The 21,184-nt window shown below is 75.1% G+C and carries 22 protein-coding genes; 17 read left to right on the forward strand and 5 right to left on the reverse strand.

What is annotated here, in order from left to right; translation table 11 throughout:
* The first annotated feature begins 19 nt into the window (after positions 1–19).
* The 12 genes from OO57_RS13420 to OO57_RS13475 all read left to right on the forward strand — a co-directional run bounded on the left by OO57_RS13420 (position 20) and on the right by OO57_RS13475 (position 13,677).
* The gene (locus OO57_RS13420) at positions 20–598 is read left to right on the forward strand and encodes a dihydrofolate reductase family protein (RefSeq protein ID WP_033252620.1); all 579 of its coding nucleotides are present in this window, start codon (positions 20–22) and stop codon (positions 596–598) included.
* 57 nt (positions 599–655) lie between these two features.
* Positions 656–1,411 (forward strand): dienelactone hydrolase family protein, encoded by a 756-nt coding sequence (locus tag OO57_RS13425; protein ID WP_081973656.1) that lies wholly within the window; start codon positions 656–658, stop codon positions 1,409–1,411.
* Between the two features lie 211 nt (positions 1,412–1,622).
* Positions 1,623–1,817 carry a hypothetical protein gene (locus OO57_RS13430; RefSeq protein WP_033252621.1) on the forward strand — a complete coding sequence of 65 codons (195 nt, stop codon included), beginning with the start codon at positions 1,623–1,625 and terminating at the stop codon, positions 1,815–1,817.
* Positions 1,818–2,324: 507 nt separating this feature from the next.
* On the forward strand, positions 2,325–3,314 hold the full coding sequence (locus tag OO57_RS13435) for a TauD/TfdA dioxygenase family protein (protein WP_033252622.1): 990 nt from the start codon (positions 2,325–2,327) through the stop codon (positions 3,312–3,314).
* A 193-nt stretch (positions 3,315–3,507) separates the two neighbouring features.
* Positions 3,508–4,620 (forward strand): ROK family protein, encoded by a 1,113-nt coding sequence (locus tag OO57_RS13440; protein ID WP_234337332.1) that lies wholly within the window; start codon positions 3,508–3,510, stop codon positions 4,618–4,620.
* A gap of 75 nt (positions 4,621–4,695) precedes the next feature.
* Positions 4,696–6,306, forward strand: coding sequence for an ABC transporter substrate-binding protein (locus OO57_RS13445; RefSeq protein WP_033252623.1), 1,611 nt, complete (start codon positions 4,696–4,698; stop codon positions 6,304–6,306).
* Between the two features lie 3 nt (positions 6,307–6,309).
* Positions 6,310–7,254 (forward strand): ABC transporter permease, encoded by a 945-nt coding sequence (locus tag OO57_RS13450; protein ID WP_033252624.1) that lies wholly within the window; start codon positions 6,310–6,312, stop codon positions 7,252–7,254.
* Positions 7,255–7,261: 7 nt separating this feature from the next.
* Positions 7,262–8,122, forward strand: a complete 861-nt coding sequence (locus OO57_RS13455) for an ABC transporter permease (protein ID WP_033252625.1) — start codon at positions 7,262–7,264, stop codon at positions 8,120–8,122.
* 47 nt (positions 8,123–8,169) lie between these two features.
* On the forward strand, positions 8,170–9,807 hold the full coding sequence (locus tag OO57_RS13460; RefSeq protein WP_051777481.1) for a dipeptide ABC transporter ATP-binding protein: 1,638 nt from the start codon (positions 8,170–8,172) through the stop codon (positions 9,805–9,807).
* Positions 9,804–12,140 (forward strand): arylsulfatase, encoded by a 2,337-nt coding sequence (locus OO57_RS13465; RefSeq protein WP_033252626.1) that lies wholly within the window; start codon positions 9,804–9,806, stop codon positions 12,138–12,140. The genes OO57_RS13460 and OO57_RS13465 overlap by 4 nt, the downstream gene beginning before the upstream one ends.
* A 67-nt stretch (positions 12,141–12,207) precedes the next feature.
* Positions 12,208–12,783: a TetR/AcrR family transcriptional regulator gene (locus tag OO57_RS13470; RefSeq protein WP_033252627.1), complete on the forward strand. Its 576-nt coding sequence runs from the start codon at positions 12,208–12,210 to the stop codon at positions 12,781–12,783.
* Positions 12,784–12,888: 105 nt separating this feature from the next.
* Positions 12,889–13,677 carry an SDR family oxidoreductase gene (locus OO57_RS13475; RefSeq protein WP_033252628.1) on the forward strand — a complete coding sequence of 263 codons (789 nt, stop codon included), beginning with the start codon at positions 12,889–12,891 and terminating at the stop codon, positions 13,675–13,677.
* Positions 13,678–13,712: 35 nt separating this feature from the next.
* Here the strand turns inward: OO57_RS13475 and OO57_RS13480 are convergent, their stop codons facing one another.
* Both OO57_RS13480 and OO57_RS13485 read right to left on the reverse strand, forming a co-directional pair.
* Entirely contained in the window at positions 13,713–14,342 is a 630-nt protein-coding gene (locus OO57_RS13480; protein WP_033252629.1) for a DUF6000 family protein, read from the reverse strand.
* Positions 14,343–14,585: 243 nt separating this feature from the next.
* Complete coding sequence (locus tag OO57_RS13485; RefSeq protein WP_033252630.1) at positions 14,586–15,029, reverse strand: GNAT family N-acetyltransferase; 444 nt, start codon at positions 15,027–15,029, stop codon at positions 14,586–14,588.
* Between the two features lie 55 nt (positions 15,030–15,084).
* On the opposite strand from OO57_RS13485, the gene OO57_RS13490 reads away from it, so the two are divergent.
* The 3 genes from OO57_RS13490 to OO57_RS13500 all read left to right on the forward strand — a co-directional run bounded on the left by OO57_RS13490 (position 15,085) and on the right by OO57_RS13500 (position 17,240).
* Positions 15,085–15,324 carry a hypothetical protein gene (locus OO57_RS13490; protein ID WP_033252631.1) on the forward strand — a complete coding sequence of 80 codons (240 nt, stop codon included), beginning with the start codon at positions 15,085–15,087 and terminating at the stop codon, positions 15,322–15,324.
* A gap of 113 nt (positions 15,325–15,437) precedes the next feature.
* Positions 15,438–16,220 (forward strand): hypothetical protein, encoded by a 783-nt coding sequence (locus tag OO57_RS39420; RefSeq protein WP_051777483.1) that lies wholly within the window; start codon positions 15,438–15,440, stop codon positions 16,218–16,220.
* Between the two features lie 147 nt (positions 16,221–16,367).
* Positions 16,368–17,240 carry a hypothetical protein gene (locus tag OO57_RS13500; RefSeq protein WP_158715113.1) on the forward strand — a complete coding sequence of 291 codons (873 nt, stop codon included), beginning with the start codon at positions 16,368–16,370 and terminating at the stop codon, positions 17,238–17,240.
* Positions 17,241–17,247: 7 nt separating this feature from the next.
* On the opposite strand, the gene OO57_RS13505 is transcribed toward OO57_RS13500, so the two are convergent.
* The gene (locus OO57_RS13505; RefSeq protein ID WP_051777497.1) at positions 17,248–17,928 is read right to left on the reverse strand and encodes a class I SAM-dependent methyltransferase; all 681 of its coding nucleotides are present in this window, start codon (positions 17,926–17,928) and stop codon (positions 17,248–17,250) included.
* A gap of 321 nt (positions 17,929–18,249) precedes the next feature.
* On the opposite strand from OO57_RS13505, the gene OO57_RS13510 reads away from it, so the two are divergent.
* Positions 18,250–19,404 carry an ROK family protein gene (locus OO57_RS13510; protein ID WP_033252675.1) on the forward strand — a complete coding sequence of 385 codons (1,155 nt, stop codon included), beginning with the start codon at positions 18,250–18,252 and terminating at the stop codon, positions 19,402–19,404.
* A gap of 3 nt (positions 19,405–19,407) precedes the next feature.
* On the opposite strand, the gene OO57_RS13515 is transcribed toward OO57_RS13510, so the two are convergent.
* Entirely contained in the window at positions 19,408–19,998 is a 591-nt protein-coding gene (locus OO57_RS13515) for a hypothetical protein (protein ID WP_051777485.1), read from the reverse strand.
* A gap of 10 nt (positions 19,999–20,008) precedes the next feature.
* Here OO57_RS13515 and OO57_RS43800 point away from each other — a divergent pair, with 10 nt between their 5' ends.
* Positions 20,009–20,176: a hypothetical protein gene (locus OO57_RS43800; protein ID WP_158715114.1), complete on the forward strand. Its 168-nt coding sequence runs from the start codon at positions 20,009–20,011 to the stop codon at positions 20,174–20,176.
* A 22-nt stretch (positions 20,177–20,198) separates the two neighbouring features.
* On the opposite strand, the gene OO57_RS13520 is transcribed toward OO57_RS43800, so the two are convergent.
* The gene (locus tag OO57_RS13520) at positions 20,199–20,966 is read right to left on the reverse strand and encodes a GntR family transcriptional regulator (RefSeq protein WP_033252677.1); all 768 of its coding nucleotides are present in this window, start codon (positions 20,964–20,966) and stop codon (positions 20,199–20,201) included.
* Between the last annotated feature and the right edge of the window lie 218 nt (positions 20,967–21,184).

The raw sequence follows: 21,184 nt of genomic DNA on the forward strand, positions 1-21,184 counted from the left end.
CCCACCGAGAGGTTCCTGGATGCGAAGGCTCGTGTACTACGTCGCCGTCTCCGTGGACGGCTTCATCGCCGGCCCGTCCGGCGAGTTCGACTTCTACCCCGCTGCCCCGGACATGGCGCAGCACCAGCTGACCGAGTTCCCCGAGACGATCCCGGTGCAGGGCCGCCCGCACCTGGGTCTGACCGACACCCCCAACCGGCGCTTCGACACCGTGCTGATGGGCCTGGGCGCCTACCGCCCCGGGCTGGACGCGGGCATCCCCAGCCCCTACCCGCACCTGGCGCAGTACGTGGTCTCCAGCTCGCTGCCCGCCGTGGACGACCCCGCGGTGCACCTGGTGCGCGCCGATCCGCTGGGTCTGGTGCGGGAGTTGAAGCAGCAGCCGGGCCGCGGCGACCTCTGGCTGTGCGGCGGCGGCCGGCTGGCGGCCGAACTGCTGCCGGAGATCGACGAGTTGGTGCTCAAGCGGTACCCGGTGGTGGCGGGCGGCGGCATTCCCGCGTTCGCCGGGCCGCTGCGGCCGCGCCCGTTCGCCCCGGTGGAGACCCTGGCCTTCAGCCACGGCGGCACCGTCACCACCTACCGCCCCGCCGGGTAGCGTGGGCCCCACGAGGCCCGGCCCCGCGCCGGGCCGTACGAGGGGGAGCAACGCACCATGACTGCGACGCAGGTGACGACCCGTTGGGTCCGCCCGGAGGACGGCGGCCCGGAGGTGTTCCTGGCCGCGCCCGCGGGCACCGCACCGGCGGCCACCGTGGTGGTCGGCCAGGAGCTGTTCGGGGTCACGGCCTGGGTGCGCGGGGTCTGCGAGCGGCTGGCCGCCGCCGGGTACGCCGCCGTCGCACCGGACTTCTACGGGCGCGAGGCGCAGCGCGCCGACCTGCCGTACGACGACCCGGGGCGGGTCGAGGGCTTCGCCCTGCTCGGCACCCTGACCACCGAACGGGTCGTCGCCGACACCGCCGCCGCGCTGGCCGGCGGCGCGGCCCTCGGCGGGGGCCCGGGCCGGGCGTTCGTCGGCTTCTCGGTCGGCGGCCACCTCGGCCTGCTGGCCGGCGCCCACCTCCCGCTGGACGTGGTGGCCGCCTGCTACCCCACCTGGACGCTGGAGGGCGGCACCCCGCTCGCCGACGACCACCCGCCGCTCGCCGCACCGGGCGCGGCCGCGCTCGCCGCCCGCGGCACGACCGTCCTCGGCCTGGTCGGCACCGGGGACCACATCGTCCCGCCCGAGCAGTGGGCCCGCATCGGCGACCGCCTCACCGGCGCGGGCGTCCCGCACGACCTGGTCGCCTACCCGGGCGTCCCGCACGGCTTCCTGTGCGACCACCGCCCCGCCACCCACCGCCCCGTGGAGACCGAGGACGCCTTCACCCGCATCCTCGCCGCCCTCGCCACCCTCGCCCCCTGAAGGCCTGACCCCCGACCGCACCGACCGCACCGGCCGCACCGACCGCCTGACGCCCCGCCCCGGCCCCGTCCCGCCACCCGCGGGGCGGGGCCCTCGCACGTCCGCGGCGCCCCCGCCCCTGCTCCGAACGGGCGCCGCGGCGTCACCCCGCCGACCCGCGGCGCGTTGGACCGGCGTCAGCCATCCGTCTCCCCGCCGAGGAGCCCGCCCCATGCGTACCGCACTCACCGCCCTCGCCCTCGCCGCCGCCCTGCTCTGCCCCGCGGCCGGCGCCTTCGCCGACGACTCCGCCGCTCCGGTGCCCAACCAGGGCTACAGCATTCCGGTCGGTGCGATCACCGACCTCGGTGCGCTGCCGGTGCTGGGCGGCCTGGGCAACGACTTCGCCCACCTGCTGGGGCAGTAGGGCCCTTCGCGCAGGAGCCGCGGGAGCGGGCCGAGGCGACGAGCGGCGGCCCGCTCCCGGCCCGGGTTGTTTCCGCTCCGGAAGTTTTCCCCGGCCGGGGCGCGGACGACAAGGGGCGACGGGGGTTCGTCGCGGGGTCGTCACCGGCCCGCAACATGTCGAAATACTCCGCAACACCCGCTCCCAGCTGGGGAGATGGCGATTGACAGCGGGCGTCCGGGCCGAGCACGATGAGCGCCGAGCCCAGGTGCAGCGAACCGGAAGGAGGGCCGATGCGTACCGTCGTTGTCGTCTGTTGTCCGTCGTGCCCGGCCCCGGTGGGTCTGCGTCGCCGTGGCTGTTGTCGGCGCTGCTGCGCGTAGTCAGCGCGCCCCTCCCCTCCTTTCCCACCTCTCCCTCCGTCACGGCGGTGCGCCCTCCGGGCTGCCCGGTCGCCGTGCGGTGTCCGGCCTCGTGACGGCACCCGTGCTGCCGTCGCCGTTCCCACCTCCCCGAAGGAGTTCCGCCATGCCCGTTTCCACGTCCACTCCCGTCCTCGCTCCGACCGAGCTGCGGCTGACCCCGGCCGCGGGGCGGATCGGCGCGGTCGTCCACGACGTCAAGCTGGGCGCCGACCTGTCCGCGGAGACGGTGGCGGCGCTGGAGGCCGCGCTGTACGAGCACAAGGTGCTGTTCTTCCGCGGCCAGGAGCACCTGGACGACGCCGAACACGAGGCGTTCGCACGGCTGTTGGGGCAGCCGGTGTTCCACCCGACGGTGCCGAGCGCGGACGGGCGGTACATCTTCGAGCTGGACGCCACCAAGGGCGTGCGGGCGAACAACTGGCACACCGACGTGACGTTCGTGCCCTCGTACCCGAAGGCGTCGATCCTGCGGGCGCTGGAGCTGCCGCCGGCGGGCGGCAGCACGGTGTGGGCGAACACCGCGGCCGCGTACCAGGACCTCCCGGCGCCGCTGAAGGCGCTCGCGGAGAGCCTGCGGGCGGTGCACACCAACGACTACGACTACGCGGCGAACCTGGCGCTGGCACCGGAGTTGGCGGACAACGCCGAGGTGGCGAAGCTGTTCCGGCAGGTGTTCGTGTCGACGGCGTTCAAGACCGAGCACCCGCTGGTGCGGGTGCACCCGGTGACGGGCGAGAAGCACCTGCTGCTGGGGTCCTTCGCGCAGAAGGTCGTCGGGGTGTCGGGCAAGGACAGCCGGGCGCTGATCGAGCTGTTCCAGCGGTACGTGGAGCGGCTGGAGAACAGCGTGCGCTGGGACTGGCAGGTCGGCGACGTCGCGATCTGGGACAACCGGGCCACCCAGCACTACGCGGTGAACGACTACGGCGACGAGCCGCGCCTGGTGCGCCGGATCACCCTGGACGGCGACCTGCCGGTGGGCGTGGACGGGCGGCCGAGCCGCCTGCTGGAGCCGGCCGACCCGCCGCGGGTGGCCGGTCTCGTCCCGGCCGCCGAGCTGGAGGCCGAGGCGCTGTCCGGCCCCGTTTCCTGACCGAACCACCCGGCAGCGCAGAGGAGTTGGATCCGTGACCGGCACCGTCCGCAGTCGCCCGGGCACTTCCGTCCCGCACCCCGCGACCCGTCCTACGCCCCGGCCCGCGGCCCGTCCCGCGACCCGGGCCGGGGACGACCGGCGGGAGGCGAACGCGGCCACCGTGCTGCGGGCGGTGCTGGACCACGGGCCGGTGGCGCGCAGTGCGGTGGCCCGGTTGACGGGGCTGAGCGCGGCGGCGGTCTCCCGGCAGGTGGTGGATCTGCTGCGGCTCGAACTGCTGTCGGAGCGGCCGGAGTTGGCGGTCGCCGCGCCGGGGGTGCGGGGCCGTCCGCAGCTGCCGCTGGAGGTGGACGCGCAGCGGCTGGCGGTGGCCGGGCTGCACGTGGGCCTGCCGTACAGCACGTTCGCGCTGCTGGACCTGCGCGGCCGGGTGCTGTTCCGGCAGGAGCTGCCGCACGGCGGGCGGCGCGGGTCGACGGCGTTGAAGGCGCTGCTGGCCCGGGTGCCGCGGCTGCTGGCGGCGGCCGCGGGCGCGCCGGCCACGGCCGGTCGGCGGGTGCTGGGGCTGGGCGCGGTGACCGGCGGTGCGGTGGACGCCGAGCGCGGGGTGACCGTCCGGCACGAGCCGCTGGGCTGGCACGGGGTGCCGCTGCGGGAGCTGCTGGAGCGGGCGACCGGGCTGCCGGTGCGGGTGGACAACCACGCGCGGGCGCTGGCCGCGGCGGAGGTGCTGTTCGGTGATCCGGCGGCCCGGCGGTCGATGGTGCAGCTGTTCGTGGGCCACGTGGTGGACGCGTCCATCTCGGTGGCCGGGACGGTGCACCAGGGTCCGCCGTCGGTGACCGGTGACGGCGGGCACCTGCCGGTGCCGGGCAGCACGGCGCGATGTCACTGCGGCCGCAGCGGCTGCCTGTCGGTGGCCGCGTCGGACGACACGCTGTTCGACGCGGCCGTCGCGCGGGGCGTGATCGCCCGGCCGGACCGGGGGCTGCTGCTGGCGGCCGTCCGGGCCGGGGACGCCCGGGCCGACGCGCTGGTGCGCGAGCGGGCCCGGGTGGTGGGCGGGGCGCTGGCCCTGCTCGCCGACGTGGTCAACCCGGACCTGCTGGTGCTGACCGAGACCTTCGCACTGGCCGAACCGGTCTACCTGGACGTGGTGCGCGAGGAGTTCGCACTCCGTTCGCACCTGCACCGGGACGCCGGGCTCCTGGTCGCGCAGCGCTTCGGCGCGGACGCGCTGGCGGTGGCGGCCTGCGCGCCGGTGCTGGGCGAGCTGTACGCCCGTCCGCTGCCGGGCCTGTGACCCCTCCCCCTCCCTCCCCCTCCCTCCCTCCCTCCCTACTTCCCCGAATTCTCTTCTCCCGAAGGACTGTTGACGATGAACGCGTTCTCCGCCGGTTCCGGTGGCCCGCTCTCCCTGCCCGCGATCTCGCGCCGTGCGCTGCTGCGCGGCTCCCTCGCGGGTGCCGGTCTGCTGGCGCTGTCGGCCTGCCGTTCGGCGGCGGACCCCTCGCCGGGGGCGGACGCGGTGTCGGGCGGTGCGGCCTCGCCGCGCCGGGGCGGGGTGCTGACGGTGGGTGTCGGGGTCGACTTCACGCCGGCCCTGCTGTTCGCGCAGAGTGCCAACTCGCTGCTGCAGCGGCTGGTGTTCAACACCCTGACCCGCTACGACGCCCAGTTGCAGCCGCAGCCGGAGCTGGCGAAGAGCTGGGAGGTGGCGGCGGACGGCCTGAGCGTGACGCTGAAGCTGCGCGAGGACGTCACGTTCCACAGCGGGCGGAGGTTCACCGCGGACGACGTGGTGTTCGCGGTCAAGAACCTGCAGAACCCGGTGCGTTCGGCGCAGCTGCGCTCGACGGCGCTGACCGTGGCGGACTTCCGCAAGAACGGCGACTTCGAGCTGACGCTGGTGCTGGCGCACCCGGTGTCCAACCTGTTCGACCTATTCGAGTTCATGATCATCCCGGATTCGCAGTCCGTGGAGGACGCGGTCGCGGGCACCAGGCTGGTCGGCACCGGCCCGTTCACCTTCACCGACCGCAAGCCGGGCTCCTCGCTGAGCTTCGCCCGCAACGAGAAGTACTGGAACCCGGGCCGCCCGTACCTGGACGGCGTGGAGATCAAGGTGATCCCGCAGGCGGAGACGCTGCTGTCCTCGGTGAGGACCGGCCAGACCCAGCTGACGTACGCGGTGCGCGGCAAGGACGTGGCGACGCTGAAGGACGACGAGCGCTTCCGGATCACCCAGTACGACACCGGTGCGGGCGCGTTCTACATCGGCGCGAACCTGTCCTTCCCCGAGGTGCAGGACAAGCGGGTGCGGCAGGCGATCGCCTGGGCGATCGACCGGGACCGGCTGGTGCAGCAGGCGCTCGGCGGGTACGCGACGGTCTCCTCGGTGCCGTGGCCGAAGTCCTCCCCGGCGTACCGGGAGCAGGACGCGACCCGCTACCACCACGACCCCGAGAAGGCGAAGGCGCTGCTGCGGGAGGCGGGGGTGACCTCGCTGTCGCTGCCGCTGGCGCACTCCTCGGACGCCGGGTCGACGGCGGTCGCGCAGATCCTGCAGTACGACCTGAAGCAGGTCGGGATCGAGGTGCAGTTGCAGCCGGTGGACTCGCCGACCATGCAGAAGCAGCTGATCTCGCAGTCGATGCCCGCGCTGTGGACGCTCAGCCACAGCTTCTCGCAGGCGCACCCGGCGACGCTGGCGGTCAGCGCGTACCCGTTCAACGAGGCGAAGAACACCTCGAAGTTCTCCTCCCCGGCGTACACCGCGGCGGTGCAGAAGGCCTGGAACCGCTCGGACGCGGACAGCCCGGAGGCGAAGGCGCTGTACCAGCAGGTCACGGACCTCCTGCTGGACGAGCAGTTCATCATCGACCTGGCGATCGCCGGGCTGGTGGAGGTCGCGGGCGCGCAGGTGCGCGGCGTGACGCTGAACAAGTACTCGTACCTGAACCTCGACGACGCGTACCTGGCGGGCTGAGCCGTGCGGACCTTCCTGTTCAAACGGCTGCCGAGCGGGCTGGCGGTGCTGCTGGCCGCCTCGTTCACGGTGTTCCTGATGCTGCGGCTGATCCCGGGCGACCCGGCGACCACGCTGGCGGGGCCGGACGCCTCGCCCGCGACGGTCGCGGCGATCCGGGAGCGGCTGGGGCTGGACGCGCCGCTGCTCTCGCAGTACCTGCACTGGCTGGGGCAGGTGCTGACGGGCGACCTCGGGCCGAGCTACGCGATCGGCGGGCAGGTGTCGGAGCTGATCGGGGACGGCCTGGCCGCGACCTTCCAGCTCACGCTCGCCGCGCTGCTGCTGGTGGTGCTGCTGGCCGTGCCGACGGCGCTGTACGCGGTGTCGGCACGGCGGCGGGCCCTGGCGGGAGCGCTGCGGGCGCTGACCACGGGGGCGCTGGCGGTGCCGCCGTTCGTGACCGGCGTGCTGCTGGTGCTGGCGTTCGCGGTGGGCCTGGGCCTGCTGCCGGCCGGCGGGCACGCCTCGCTGTTCGACGCGCCGGACCTGGCGGTGCAGTACCTGGCGCTGCCCGCGCTGTGCCTGGCGCTGCCGAGCGCGGCGATCCTGGCCCGCTACCTACAGGACGGGCTGGAACGGGCGCTCGGCGAGGACTACGTGCGCACCGCGACGGCGCTGGGCGTGCCGCGCCGCCGGATCCTGTGGCGGCACGCGCTGCCGAACGCGCTGCCGTCCGCGGTGACGGTGCTGGGCCTGCAGATCGGGCAGCTGATCGCGGGCGCGGTGGTGGTGGAACGGATCTTCGCCTGGCCGGGCCTCGGCCAGCTGATCGAGCAGGGCGTGTCGCGCCGCGACTACCCGGTGGTGCAGGACCTGCTGCTGCTGGTGGTCGCCGGGTACGTGGCCGTGCAACTGCTCACCGACCTGCTGTACTCCTGGCTCGACCCGCGCGTGCGGTGGGAGTGACGACACGATGACCACGATCTCCCTTCCCCCCGCTGCCCGTTCGCGCAGCGGCAACCGCAGCCGCAACCGCTACGTCGCCGGGTTGCGGACCTGGCGGGGCGTCACCGGCCTGGTGCTGGTCGGGACGGTGGCGCTGGCCGGGCTGCTGGCGCCCTGGCTGACCGGCGCCGACCCGGACGCGCAGGGCCCGCAGGCGCTGGCCGCGCCGAGCGGGGCGCACCCGCTGGGCACCGACGACATCGGGCGGGACCTGCTCAGCCGGGTCCTGCACGGGATCCTCACCGACCTGTCGATCATCCTGACGGCCGTCCCGGCGGGCGCACTGACCGGTGCGGCGCTGGCCCTGCTGGCGGGCACCTCGCGGGCCGCCGACCTGGTGGTGCAGCGGCTGTTCGACCTGGTGCTGTCCTTCCCCGGGCTGATCCTCGGCCTGGCGGTGACGGCGATCCTCGGGCCGGGCCGCTGGCCGGTGGTGATCATCATCGCGCTGGCCGAAGTGCCGTACTTCGGGCGGCAGTTGCGGGCGGGCGTGCTGGTGCAGCGGGAGCGCGAGTACGCGCTGGCCGCCCGGGTCGGCGGTGCGGGCCGGGCCAGGGTGCTGCTGCGGCACGTGCTGCCGAACGCGGTCGACCCGCTGGTCGTGCAGGGCGCGGTCGCCCTGTCGGCGGGCGTCTTCATCGAGGGCGCGCTCAGCTTCCTCGGCCTGGGCGTCCGCCCGCCGGAGCCCACCCTGGGCAGCCTGATCAGCGGCTCGGTCGCCTACCTGGACACCCACCCCGTCCTGGCCGCCCCGCTGGCCGTCACCACCGCCCTCGTCCTCGGCTTCACCCTGCTGGCCGAGGCGCTGAACCGCGGGGCGCGCACATGAGCACGGGAACCCGACCCCAGCAGAGCTTTGAGCCGGAGGGCCGCACGATGACCGAACTGATCGACCGCCCGCCGCTGGCGGACCAACCCCCCTCCCCCACGGCGGAGTTGCTGCGGGTGCGGGAGCTGGGCGTGGCGTTCGGGGAGCGGGTCGCGGTGCGCGGGGTGGACTTCGCGCTGGGGGCCGGGGAGAGCCTGGGGATCGTCGGCGAGTCCGGTTCGGGCAAGTCGACGACCGCGCTGGCGCTGCTGCGGATGCTGCCCCCCGGGGGCCGGATCACCGGCGGGGCGGTGGAGTTGGACGGGCAGGACCTCGCGGCGCTGCCCGAGGAGGCGCTGCGGGCGGTGCGCGGCCAGCGGATCGCGATGGTCTTCCAGGACCCGATGTCCTCGCTGAACCCGGTGCTGTCGGTGGGCCGCCAGCTGGACGAGGCGCTGCGGGCGCACGGCGGACGCCGACCGAGGGCCGAACGGGCGGCCCGGGCCGCGGAGTTGCTGGAGCTGGTGGGCGTGCCGAAGGCGGCGGACCGGCTGGGCGACTTCCCGCACCAGTTCTCCGGCGGCCAGCGCCAGCGGATCATGATCGCCCTGGCGCTGGCGCACGACGCCCAGGTGCTGGTCGCGGACGAGCCGACCACGGCGCTGGACCCGACCGTGCAGCGGCAGATCCTGCGGCTGCTGGCCCGGATCAACCGGGAGCGCGGGACCGCGCTGGTGGTGATCAGCCACGACCTGGGCGTGATCGCCGAGACCTGCTCCCGGCTGTTGGTGATGCGCGACGGCGAGGTGGTCGAACGGGGCGCCACCGCACGCCTGTTGACCGCCCCGGAACACGCGTACACCAGGTCGCTGCTGGCGGCGGTGCCGCGGTTGGACGCCCCGTCCCGGGCGGCCGGGAACAGCACCCCGGGGGCCGAACCGCTGCTGGTGGTGCGCGGGTTGGCGAAGGCGTACGGGCCGCGGCGGCGGCGCAGCCCGGCGCTGGAGTCGGTCGACCTCGACCTGCACCCGGGCGAGACGCTGGGCCTGGTCGGCGAGTCCGGTTCGGGCAAGTCGACGCTGGCCCGGGCGCTGGTGGGCGCGCACGCGCCCGACGCGGGCAGCATCAGCTTCGCCGGGCAGCCGCTGGACGGCCGCCGGGCCCGGCGGGAGGTCCAGATGGTCTTCCAGGACCCGTACGCCTCGCTGAACCCGCGGCTGACGGTGGGCCGGATCATCGCCGAGCCGCTGATCGCGCACAAGGTCGGCGACCGGGCGCAGCGGCAGGCCCGGGTGGCCGAACTGCTGGAGCAGGTGGGCCTGGAGGCGTCGGCGGCGGCCCGTTCGCCGCGCGAGTTCTCCGGCGGCCAGCGCCAGCGGATCGGCATCGCCCGGGCGCTGGCGCCGGAGCCGAGCGTGCTGGTGTGCGACGAGCCGGTGTCGGCGCTGGACGTGTCGATCCAGGCCCAGGTGATCGACCTGCTGGCGCGCCTGCAGCGGGAGTTGGGCCTGGCGGTGCTGTTCATCGCGCACGACCTGGCGGTGGTGCGGCAGGTCAGCCACCGGATCGCGGTGCTGCACCGCGGCCGGATCGTGGAGAGCGGCCCGGCCGACCGGGTCGTCACCTCCCCCGAACACCCTTACACGGCCGAGCTGTTGGCGGCCGTCCCGTCCCTTTCCCCCGCGACTTCCGGGAGCCTGCTGTGAGCGAGACCGACGAGGGCGGCCGGCGCCGCGACCCGTACGAGGGCTTCCCCGGGCGGGTGGGGCGGACGTTCGGCGAGTCGGTGCCGTCCTGGCCGCGGCGGGTGCGCCCGCGCGCGGGCGCGCCGAACGTGGTGGTGGTGCTGGTCGACGACCTGGGCTACAGCGACATCGGCCCGTTCGGCTCGGAGGTGCCGACGCCGACCCTGGACGGCCTGGCCGAGCGGGGCGTGAAGCTCGCCAACTACCACACCGTGCCGCTGTGCTCCCCGGCCCGGGCGGCGCTGCTGACCGGCCTGAACCCGCACCGGGTGGGGTACTCGTTCGTGGCCAACGCCGACCCGGGCTTCCCCGGCTACGGGATGGAGATCGCGGACGACGTCCCCACCCTGGCGCAGACCCTGCACGACGCCGGGTACGCGACGTACGCGGTCGGCAAGTGGCACCTGACCCGGGACTCCGCCTCCTCGGCGGCCGACAGCCGGGCCAACTGGCCGCTGCAGAAGGGATTCGACCAGTACTACGGGGTGCTGGAGGGGCTGACCAGCCTGTTCCACCCGCACCAACTGGTGCGCGACAACTCTCCGTTGGACATCGACGAGTTCCCGGACGGCTACTACTACACCGACGACATCACCGACCAGGCGATCGGCATGGTGAAGTCGCTGCGGGCGCACGACGCCGACAAGCCGTTCTTCCTCTACCTGGCGCACAACGCGGTGCACGGCCCGCTGCAGGCCAAGCCGGAGGACCTGGCCCGGCACCGGGGCCGCTACGACGGCGGCTGGGACGAGCTGCGGGCGCAGCGCTTCGCCCGGCAGCTGGCGGCCGGGCACTTCCCGCCCGGCACCGAGCTGCCGGAGCGCAACGGCGAGGCTGGGTACGAGGTCGGGGCGTGGGGCGAACTCGACGAGGTGCAGCGGAAGTTGTACGCCCGGTACATGGAGGTGTACGCCGCGATGGTCGAGAACGTCGACCGGAACCTGGGGCGGCTGACCGACGTGCTGGAGCAGCTCGGCGAGCTCGACAACACCATCGTGGTGTTCACCTCCGACAACGGCGGCACCGGCGAGGGCGGCGCGGAGGGCACCCGCAGCTACTTCAGCCGCTTCGTCCACCACCCGAACCTGCCCGCGGACTGGAACCCGGACGTGCAGCGGGAGATCGACCTGATCGGCGGCCCGCAGTCGCTGGTGCACTACCCGCGCGGCTGGGGCATGGCCTCCAACACGCCGTTCCGGCTGTACAAGGGCCAGACCCACGCGGGCGGCGTGCGGGTGCCGTTCGTGCTGTCCTGGCCGGCCGGACTGCCGCGCGCGGCGGGCGACGGCGGGGTGCGCGACCAGTACCAGTACGTCACCGACCTGCTGCCCACGCTGCTCGAACTCGCGGGCGTGCAGCGGCCGGTGGAGCGCGGCGGCCGCCCGGTGCAGGAGCTGGACGGGGTCTCGTTCGCGTCCGTGCTGCGGGCCGCCGGTGCGCCCTCCACCCACCGCGAGCAGTACTGCGAGATGACCGGCAACCGCTCGTACTACCGGGACGGCTGGAAGCTGGTCACCCTGCACCGGCCGGGCGCGCCCTACGACGACGGCGAGTGGGCGCTGCACGACCTGCGCACCGACCCGACCGAGATCCACGACCTGGCGGCCGAACACCCGGAGCTGGTGAAGGAGTTGGCGCAGGCCTGGGAGGACGCGGCCTGGCGCAACGGGGTCTTCCCGCTGGCCGACGCCTCCGGCGGCTTCGTGCTGCGCGGCCCGGAGGAGGAAGCGCTGCGCCGCCCGGTCACCCTGCTGGCCGGGACGCCGGAGCTGGAGCGCTACCGCTCCTCCCGGCTGGTGGCGTTCCGCTCCTTCACCGCGGAGGCGGTGCTCGACCACCACGGCGCCGACGACCAGGGCGTGCTGCTCTCGCACGGCGACCAGGGCGGCGGCTACAGCCTGTACGTGGAGGACGGGCGGCTGCACCTGGCGTACAACCAGTACGGCGAGCTGTTCGAGGCCGACGCAGGCGAACTGCCGCCCGGGGCGCACCTGGTGGCGCTGGAGGCGACGGCGGTGGCCGACCTGAAGTGGCGCTTCGAGGTGCGGGTGGACGGGGTGGTGGCGGGCGCGCTCGGGCCGGTGCACCAGCTGATCGGGATGGCGCCGTTCCAGGGCATCAGCGTCGGCGTGGACCGCAAGTCGCCGGTGTCCTGGCCGGTGTGGGAGCGCCACCGCTCGTTCCGCTACACCGGCGGGCTGCGCTCGGTGACCTACCTGCCGGGCCCGGCCGCGCCGTACGACCCGGAGACGGTGGTGCGGGCGCTGCGGGAGGCGGCGGCGGCCTTCGAGTAGGGGGCGCGGGGGTCGGCGGCCGGAAGGTTGTTGACCCCCGGGTCAAATATGGCGTACCGTCAGGTGCATGGGAAGGCCGAAGCAGTTCGACGAGGAAGCCGCCGTCGCGCAGGCGATGGAGGTGTTCTGGACCAAGGGCTACGCCGGGTCCTCCCCCGCCGAGCTGGCGGAGGCCGCCGGGATCGGCAAGGGCAGCCTCTACCACGCCTTCGGCTCCAAGCGGGAGCTGTTCGGGCGGGCGCTGAGCCTGTACGACCGGGCCGGCGCCGAGCTCACCGAGGAGTTCCTCTCCGGCCCCGGCACCGCGAAGGAGCGCATCCGCGCCTACCTGCGCCTGCTGGTGGACGCGGACTTCGACGCCCCGGTGCGGCGCGGCTGCCTGGCCGTCAACACCGCACTGGAGCTCGGCGGACGGGACGCGGAGGCCACCGCCGCGGTGCGCCGCTCGGTGGAGCGCAGCACCGACCTGCTGGCCGCCCGGATCGAACGCGGCAAGCTGGCCGGTGACGTCCCCGCCTCGGTGGACGCCGCCGAGCAGGCCCGCTTCCTGATGGTGACCGTCGCCGGGCTCCGGGTCGCGGCCCGGACCTTCGACCGGGAGACGGTGCACGCCGCCATCGACACGGCCGTCGCCCCGCTCTGACCCCGCACCCCGCCCCCTCCCCCGGGAGGGGGCCTCGTACGCCCCGATATTTGACCTCTGGTTCAAGAAAAAGCCTTCCGGAAACTCCAGGAATTGAGGACCACCATGAAGCTCGGACTCGACGGACGCACCGCCCTGGTCACCGGTGCCGGACGGGGCATCGGCCTGGCCGTCGCCCGCGCCCTCGCCGCCGAGGGCGTCAAGGTGGTCGGGGCCACCCGCACCGCCACCCCCGCACTCGCCGAGGTCGCCGCGGCCGTCGCCGTCGCCGACCTCGGCACCGCGCAGGGCGCCGCGGACGCCGTCCGGGAGGCCCTCGACGCGGTCGGCGGCATCGACCTGCTGGTCAACAACGTCGGCGGGGGCGACGCCGACCGGCTGGTGCTGGGCAGCGTGCTGGACGTCCCCGACGAGCAGTGGCAGGCGGTGCTGGACCTCAACCTGCTCAGCGCGGTGCGCACCACCCGGGCCGCCCTGCCGAGCCTGCTGGAGCGCGGCGGCGCGATCGTCAACGTCTCCTCCATCAACGGCCGCACCCCCGTCGGCTCCCCGGTCGGCTACGCCGAGGCCAAGGCCGCGCTCACCCAGTACGGCAAGCGCCTCAGCGAGGAGCTCGCCCCGCGCGGCGTCCGCGTCAACACCGTCTCCCCCGGCCCCACCGCCACCGACCTGTGGACCGACCCGGCGGGCTACGGCGGCCGGGTCGCCGCCTCCCTCGGCGTCCCGCACGAGGCCCTGCTGGCCGGCCTCCCCGCCCAGGCCGGGAGCGCCTCCGGCCGCCTCACCACCCCCGAGGAGGTCGCCGACCTGGTGGTCTTCCTGCTCTCCGACCGCGCCGCCAACATCCACGGCGCCGACCACGTCATCGACGGCGGCACCCTCAAGACCGCCTGAGGGCCGCCCGGAAGCCGCCCGAGGACGGCCGCCCGTCAGCCCTCCCGCACCGCACAGTGCCGCGCGCTCTCCGCGACCAGGCCGCGGAGCCGGCCGACGGCCTCCCGGTAGCGCTCCGGCGTACTGAAGTGCTCCTTGCGGGGCGGGCCGCCGATCCACTGCTGCCAGAGGCCGCCCGGGGCGAGGAACCGGGCGGCCCGGTCCGCGCCGAGCTCGGTGTCCAGGTGCAGGAGCGCGCCGAGGGCGGCCGACTGGTCGTAGAAGAGGTCCGGGCGGCGCAGGTAGCGGTCCAGGTAGTCGACCAGCAGGTCCGCGTCGGCGGGGGTGCCGAGGACGGCCAGCGCGAGCGTGTAGGCCGAGCCCGCGCAGCAGACCTCGCTGGCGAGCAACAGCTCACCGAGCCGCTCGCGGAACCCGGCCCGCCCGGCGACGGCGATCAGCCACGCCGCCGTCCTGCGCTCGCGCCACCCGCCCTCCAGCAGGACGGTCAGCTCGCCCGGGGTGATCGCGGCGGCGTCCCTCCCCAACTCCCGCAGGAACGCTTCGCGTTCGGTCGCGTCCCGGCGCAGGAGGCCGCCGCCCAGCTTGAGGTACCGGCGGCCGGGCACCACGTAGCGGCGGACCAGGTCCCTCAACTCGGGATCGTTCTCGTCAGGTTGGCGCACGCCCGCATCCTGCCAGGTGCGCACCGCCCCGCCCGGCGCTTTTCCGGGCGCCCGGCCCCGGCGCCCGCCCGCGCCGGGCTACCCCGGGCACTGGTCGCCGAGCGCCCGCAGGCCGTCGGCCGACCGGACACGGGTGGCACCCGACCGCACGGTCCGGCGCGACGGCCTCCGAGCGGCGCAGCAGCTCGGCGGCCGCGCGCAGTTCGTCGAGCGGGACGCGCGGCGGGTCCGCGGCCCCGGGCGTCACGGGGTGGGCCGGGCGGCGCCGTCCAGCGGCTTGGTCCAGCGGCGCCACTGGTCCTCGCGGCCGTAGCCCGCGGCCTTCCAGGCGGAGCGGCCGAGTTCGTTGTCCTCCAGCACCATCGCGTCGGCCCGGCGGCCCCCGGCCGCGGCGAAGCGGGCGTGCGCGGCGTCCAGCAGGGCGGTGCCGATGCCGCGGCGGCGGGCGGCCGGGTGGACGGCGAGGCGGTAGAGGTGGCAGCGCCAGCCGTCCCAGCCCGCGATGACGGTGCCGAGGAGCGCGCCCTCGTGCTCGGCCAGGATCAGCGCCTGCGGGTCGCGCTCCAGCAGCCGGGCCACGCCCGCCCGGTCGTCGCTGATGCTGGTGCCCTCGGCAGACTCGGCCCAGAAGGCCAGCACCGCGTCGATGTCGGCGGGGCGCGCGGCGCGCAGTTCGTACTCGTTCATGCGTCCGTTCCTACCAGGCCGGCCGGGAACACCGCCAACGGTTTGCCCGGGCCCCTTGACCGCACCGGGCCCGGCCCACGAGGGCGTGGCCCGCTCCCCCGCACCCGCTCCCCGCGCCGCCGGGGCCCGCCGTACGGTCGGCGCCCTCGCCGCGGCCGCGCTGGCCTCCGCGGCCCTGCCGACCGCCCAGCTGGTCCTGGACCCGCGCCTCGACCCGGCGCCGTGGATCTGGCAGTGCGGGCCCGGCACCCCGAGCAGCGCCCCGACCTGCAGCCGCACCCCGACCGGTTTCTGATGTCCCGTCAACTCCGTGCGCCCGCCGCCCTTGACGCGGTGGGCGCAGCCCGCGAGGGTGTGGCGCACTCCCTCGCACCGCTTCCATCGACCGACCGCACTCCTGGAGATGGCATGCGTGCACCCCTGTCCCGCCACCCTGGCCGCCCCGGCCACCGCCACGCCCCCGACGGGCGGCCGCCGTGGGCCGCGTTCGGCTCCTTCGTCCTGGCCGCCGCGGCCACCCTCGGCCTCGGCGGTCCCGCGGCCGCCGAACTGCCGACGACCGGGCTGCCGACGGTGGACGTGGTGCCCGACAGCCGGTTCGCCGCGTTCCCCCCGGTCTGGAACTGCTCGTCGCACTCGGGCTTCGTCTCCTGGCAGGACCAGCACTGGGTGGACGGCCGACCCACCGCCGACGACTTCGCCGAGTGCACCGTGCAGGTGGCCGTCCAGCCGAACTCCACGTACGCGCTGAGCGCGAGCGTGCGCGGACCGTACGTCTTCGTCGGCACCCGGGGCACCGACACCGGCGGCGAGACGGTCATGGCCTGGTCGAACGACCCGGAGTGGAACGGCCTGACCGCCGAGGTCAGCACCGGCCCGCACACCACCTCGCTGACGGTGTACTTCCACGGCTGGTACGGCCAGGAGTGGTACGAGGTCCGGCAGGTCTCCCTGGTCGGCCCCGGCCACCCCCGCTCCTCCCCCGCGACCCCGTGCGCCAGCCAGAGCAGCGCCGGCCCGAGCAGCGCGGCACCGGCCTCGACGCCCGGCACGGCACGGCCCCCGCAACCGGCCGCCACCCCCAGCCCGGGCAGCACCGAGAACGACACCTGGCCGCCGAACACCGCGTGGCCCAGCCCCGATCCCAGCCCCGACACCAGCCCGCCCCGCTCCTGCCCCGCCGGGTCCTGACCGTTCGTCAACTTCCGTTCCCGCCCGCCGCCGTCGGCGGGCGGGAACGGATTTTGCCCGCCCTTGACGCGCACCCGCGGCATCCCCCATGGTGTGGTCCACTCCCTCGCACCGCTGCCCCTTCCACCGCCCCCACCCGGAGCCGGCATGCGTGCACCCGTGTCCCACCGCCACCACCACCGCCACCGCGAGCGCGCCCCGCTCGGCGCCCTCGCCTCGTTCGCGCTGCTGACCGCCACCGCGGGCTTCGCCCTGCTCGGCACCGGCAGCGCCGCGGCCACCCAGGAGGCCGTCCGGGACGGCTCGTTCCTGCGGCCGCTCACCGACAACTGGACCTGCGACGGCGACGTCCGCCGCCTGGCGCAGGGCGTCGAGGGCCGCCCGGGCGGGTTCGACTTCGCCGGGTGCAGCCAGCAGGTGGAGGTCCGGCCGTACACCACCTACGACCTGACGGCGGACGTCTCCGGCGCGTACGCCTTCGTCGGCGTCTCCGGGGGCGAGGTCGAGAACACCTACCTGTGGGCGAACGGGCCGGAGCAGACGGGGTTGCACACCGTGGTCCGCACCAGTGGGACGACCCGGACGCTCACCGTGTACTTCCACGGCTGGTACGGGCAGGGGCCCTACCAGGTCCAGCGGGTGTCGCTGTACGACAGCAGCACCGGCCTGCCCGCCTGCCCGGACATGACGGGCGCGCCGCCCAGCTCGCCGCTGCCCAGCCCGCCGCTCCCGGGCTCCGGCTCCGCGGCCGCCCTGCGGACGCCCCCGGTCAGCCCGGGGGCGAGCGCCCCGGCGAGCGCCTCGGCGAGCGCCTCGGCCAGCCCTCCGGTGGACCTGCCGGACGCCTCCCCGGGCAGCACGCCGACCGGCCCGCCCGCCCCCGGGCCGAACGTCTCCTCGCCCGGCCCGACCTGCCTGGTCCCGCCGTCGGCACCGCCGTCGGCACCGCCGTCGGCACCGTCCTCGGCCCCGCCCTCGGCGTCCGTCAGTTCGCCCGCGCCGCGGCCGACCGAGACCTGAGCCGGTGTCAGCCGCGCAGCGTCCACACCGTGGTGGCCTTCTCGGCCGCGTCCTCCAGGTCGGCGGCGACCGGGACGGTGTACTCGGCGAGCGCGGCGAAGCGCCCGCGCGGCAGGTAGGCCCGCCCGGGGTCGCCGACCACCACGGTCGCGCCCCGGGCCGCGGCCCGCTCCAGGAACGGCAGGAAGCGGGCGGCCATCGAGCGCTCGTAGAACACGTCCCCGGCCAGCACCACCTCGTCCGGCGCACCGTCGCCGTCCAGCACGTCGGCGAGCTCGCCCGTCACCGCGACGCCGTTCAGCTCCGCGTTCACCGCGATCGCGGCGACCGCGTACGCGTCGATCTCCGCGGCCCGCACCGCGGCCGCGCCGCTCAGCGCCGCCGCGACGGCGACCAGGCCGGAGCCCGCCGCCAGGTCCAGCACCCGGCAGCCGCGAACCAGTTCGGGGTGGTCGAGCACGTACCGGGCCACCGCGACCCCGCCCGCCCACGGGAACGCCCAGAACGGCGGCGGCAGCCCCTCCCGCCCGCGCGCCCGCTCGGTGGTCTCCCACAGCCCGATCGCGTCCTGCGCCATCCGCAGCCGCACCTCCGGCACGAACGGCACCGGCCCGGGACGGGTGTGGGCCCGGACGAACTCGGCGTCGGCGGGCACGGACTGACGCACCGCGGCGGTGTTGTTCCCCATGGCCCCCAAGCCTAGTGCCGCGGCGGGGCCCGGTGATCCGCGCGGCCGCACCGCGGCGCCACCGACGACGGGTCACCCCGTGATCACGGACGACGTACCGTTTCGATACCGAAGACGTTATGAGCTGCGGAAACGCTCGCCCGGCCGCGGGCCGCGCGAGTACGATCCGGGCAGACGCCCCGATCGCGGCACCCCACAGTGCCGGTCCGCGGGCGGCGGCTCCGCGCGGGCCCGCACCCGCCCGACCACGGCGGGAGGGGCGACACCGCGCTCCACGGCACCGCGCGCCAGGGCAGTCGCGCGAAGCGGAAGGGCAGCGACTTGACGGACCGGCTCACCGGAGGGGACTCCTCACTGCTGCGGCGCATCAACGCGGCGGTCACCCTGCGGTCGTTGCGCGACGGGCAGGCCGTCACGCTCACCCAGCTCGTCGGCGACACCGGCCTGTCCCGGCCGACCGTCGAGGGCGTGATCGAGGGGCTGCTGGAGTCCGGGCTGGTCGCCGAGGTCGAGCACGGGCAGGAGGCGGGGCGCCAACGCGGCCGCCCGGCCCGCTGGTTCCGCTTCCGCGCCGAGGCCGGGCACGTGCTGGGCATCGAGATCGGCGTCCACGACCTGCGGGTCGTCCTCGCCGACCTGGCGGGCGAGGTGCTGGCCAGCCACGCCAAGACGGTGGACGAGGCGCTGGAGGCCGAGGACCGCCTCACCCTGGTCCGGACCACCGTCGCCGAGGTGCTGCGCAAGGCCGGGGTCTCCCGCGACAGCCTGTGGGAGGTCGCCATCGGCACCCCCGGCATCGTCGACCGGGACGGCACCGTCCGGCTCGGCACCGCGATGCCCGGCTGGACCGGCCTCGACCTCGGCGCCCGGCTGCGCCGCTCCTTCCGCTGCCCCGTGGTCATCGAGAACGACGCCAACCTGGCTGCGATCGCCGAGCACTGGAAGGGCGCGGCGGTCGGCAAGGGCGACGTGGTGTTCGTGATGGCCGGGCTCAGCCCCGGCGCCGGTTCGCTGATCGGCGGGCGCCTGCACCGCGGCCACGGCGGCGCGGCGGGCGAGATCGGCGCGCTCCACCTGCTCGGCCAACAGGCCACCCCCGAACGGCTGTTGTCCACCACCGGCAAGCCGCTCGACCCGCTGGACGAGGCCGCGGTGGCCCGCGTCCTGCGGCTCGCCCGGGAGGGCGACCAGGTCGCCCAGATCGCCATGGACCGCTTCCTGGGCCGCCTCGTCCACGACGTCACCGCGCTGGTCCTCGCCCTCGACCCGGAACTCGTCGTGGTCGGCGGCTGGGCGGCGGGCCTGGACGGCGTCCTGGAGCCGCTGCGCGAGCAGCTCGCCCGCTACACCCTGCGCGCGCCCGAGGTCGCGCTCGCCGCGCTCGGCTCCGACGTGGTCGCGATGGGCGCGCTGCGGGTCGCCCTCGACCACGTCGAGGAGCAGCTGTTCGCCGTCGACCCGCCCGCCGCCCGCTGACGGCTACAGGCAGAGCAGGTCGTACTCGCCCTTGAGCCGCCCCCGGGCGTGCGTCCGCATCCGGGCCGCGTACCGGGGGTCGTGCTTGAGCGAGTCGTAGCCGGGGCGGTCGTCGGGCGGCAGGACGCCCGCGGTCTCGGCGAGGTAGACGTCGAAGCCCGGGTACATCAGGACGGCGTACGGCAGGTCGTCGACGTCGAGCGCGAACACCGGGTACTCGCCCAGCTCGTCGCGCTCGCCGTGCGGGCCCACCGACAGGACCCGGCGCGAGTCGGAGCCGCCGGGCAGCAGGAAGCACTCGCCGAACAGCGCGGAGAACGGCTCGAAGCAGGAGCCCCACAGCTCGCCGTACTCCACGACGGCGATCTCGCCGAGGGTGCGCGGCGCGAGGGCGCCGCTGCGGTCGAACCAGCCGTGGCGCTCCAGCATGCCGCTGTCGTACGCCAGCCAGGCGCGCAGGCTGGGCGGCAGCGGGTGGCCGCTCGGGAACGCCGTCAGGTCGGGGCGCGGGCGGAGCGGGCCCTCGACCCACGGCCCGGCGAACCGGTTGTGCTCCAGCACCTGGCGGGAGGGGTCGACCCGGACGCGGGCCACGGCCCGCTCGGTGAGCGCCCTGCCGTGGTCCGGCGACTGCGCCGCCTCCGGCCGTTCCGTCCGTTCCGCCGGCTCGACCCGCTCGGTCTGCTCGGTCTGCTCGGTCTGCTCGGTCTGCTCGGTCTGCTCGGTCTGCTCGGTCTGCTCGGTCTGCTCGGTCTGCTCGGTCTGCTCTTGACGGTACGTCAGGTGACGGGACGTCAGGAGACGGCGGCGGCCTTGACGTTGGTGGCGACCTTGACGGCCACGCCGGACTCGCCGAAGGTCAGCCTGCAGGTGTCGGCCCGGTAGGTGGAGACCGCGACCGCCGCCAGCCGGCCGGCCGTGGCGTACTGGGTGGTGACCACCAGCACCGGGGTGCCCGGGGGGCGCTCCAGCAGCGCGGCCTCGGGGGCCTCGGCGACGCCCAGCTCCACCGAGCGGGACTCGCCGTCGACGCCGATCCGCTCCAACTGGCGCAGCACGCCGCGGGCGCGGTCGTTGCCGTCGACCACGACGGCGAGGTGCGGCAGCGCGGCCGAGGGGACGTGCAGCGACTCGGCGGCCACCGTCACGCCCTGGACGGTGCGCAGGCGGCGGACGGTGTGCACCTGGTCGCCCTCGGCCAGGCCGAGGGTGCGGGCCAGTGCGGCGGAGGCCGGGCCGGTGGTGCAGTCCACCACCTTCCACTCCTGACCGCCGTGGACGGCACCGGACCGGCCGGAGTCGCGCCCGCCGACCTGGATGCCGACCCGCGGGGCCGCCACCAGCGTGCCGATGCCGCGGCGGCGGACCAGGCGGCCCTCCAGCTCCAGCTGGTCCAGGGCCTGCCGCAGGGTGGCGCGGGCCACGCCGAAGCGCGCCGAGAGCTCCCGCTCGTTGGGCAGCACCTGGCCGGTGGAGAACTCGGTGTCCATGGTGCGCAGCAGCACCGTGCGCAGGTGCCAGTACTTCGGCTCCGCCACCGCCGCGAGCGTTCCTTGCCCCACCGTGTCCTCCACCCTGAGGGACGACAGGCCCACCGCGACTCCCCGTTTCAGCAGGTGGGGGAGGCGGGCTTTATCCGTCCTTCTTTATTAAAGGTCTTTGCAGTAAGTGACAGTAGGGGGTGTCCGGCGAGATGGTCAAGACCAATGGGGAAGGTTCCTTGCGCATCCCCCCGCGAACCGGTATGGCGCCCCGCTTCGCCCGGAATGCCGGGTTTCCG

The organism is Kitasatospora phosalacinea (assembly GCF_000717185.1).
Taxonomy (GTDB): Bacteria; Actinomycetota; Actinomycetes; order Streptomycetales; family Streptomycetaceae; genus Kitasatospora; species Kitasatospora phosalacinea_A.

Bases quoted from the DNA above. Each gene is read 5' to 3' on its own strand.
- OO57_RS13420 (WP_033252620.1), top strand. From the start codon at position 20: ATGCGAAGGCTCGTGTACTACGTCGCCGTCTCCGTGGACGGCTTCATC.
- OO57_RS13425 (WP_081973656.1), top strand. From the start codon at position 656: ATGACTGCGACGCAGGTGACGACCCGTTGGGTCCGCCCGGAGGACGGC.
- OO57_RS13430 (WP_033252621.1), top strand. From the start codon at position 1,623: ATGCGTACCGCACTCACCGCCCTCGCCCTCGCCGCCGCCCTGCTCTGC.
- OO57_RS13435 (WP_033252622.1), top strand. From the start codon at position 2,325: ATGCCCGTTTCCACGTCCACTCCCGTCCTCGCTCCGACCGAGCTGCGG.
- OO57_RS13445 (WP_033252623.1), top strand. From the start codon at position 4,696: ATGAACGCGTTCTCCGCCGGTTCCGGTGGCCCGCTCTCCCTGCCCGCG.
- OO57_RS13455 (WP_033252625.1), top strand. From the start codon at position 7,262: ATGACCACGATCTCCCTTCCCCCCGCTGCCCGTTCGCGCAGCGGCAAC.
- OO57_RS13460 (WP_051777481.1), top strand. From the start codon at position 8,170: ATGACCGAACTGATCGACCGCCCGCCGCTGGCGGACCAACCCCCCTCC.
- OO57_RS13470 (WP_033252627.1), top strand. From the start codon at position 12,208: ATGGGAAGGCCGAAGCAGTTCGACGAGGAAGCCGCCGTCGCGCAGGCG.
- OO57_RS13475 (WP_033252628.1), top strand. From the start codon at position 12,889: ATGAAGCTCGGACTCGACGGACGCACCGCCCTGGTCACCGGTGCCGGA.
- OO57_RS13485 (WP_033252630.1), bottom strand. From the start codon at position 15,029: ATGAACGAGTACGAACTGCGCGCCGCGCGCCCCGCCGACATCGACGCG.
- OO57_RS39420 (WP_051777483.1), top strand. From the start codon at position 15,438: ATGCGTGCACCCCTGTCCCGCCACCCTGGCCGCCCCGGCCACCGCCAC.
- OO57_RS13500 (WP_158715113.1), top strand. From the start codon at position 16,368: ATGCGTGCACCCGTGTCCCACCGCCACCACCACCGCCACCGCGAGCGC.
- OO57_RS13505 (WP_051777497.1), bottom strand. From the start codon at position 17,928: ATGGGGAACAACACCGCCGCGGTGCGTCAGTCCGTGCCCGCCGACGCC.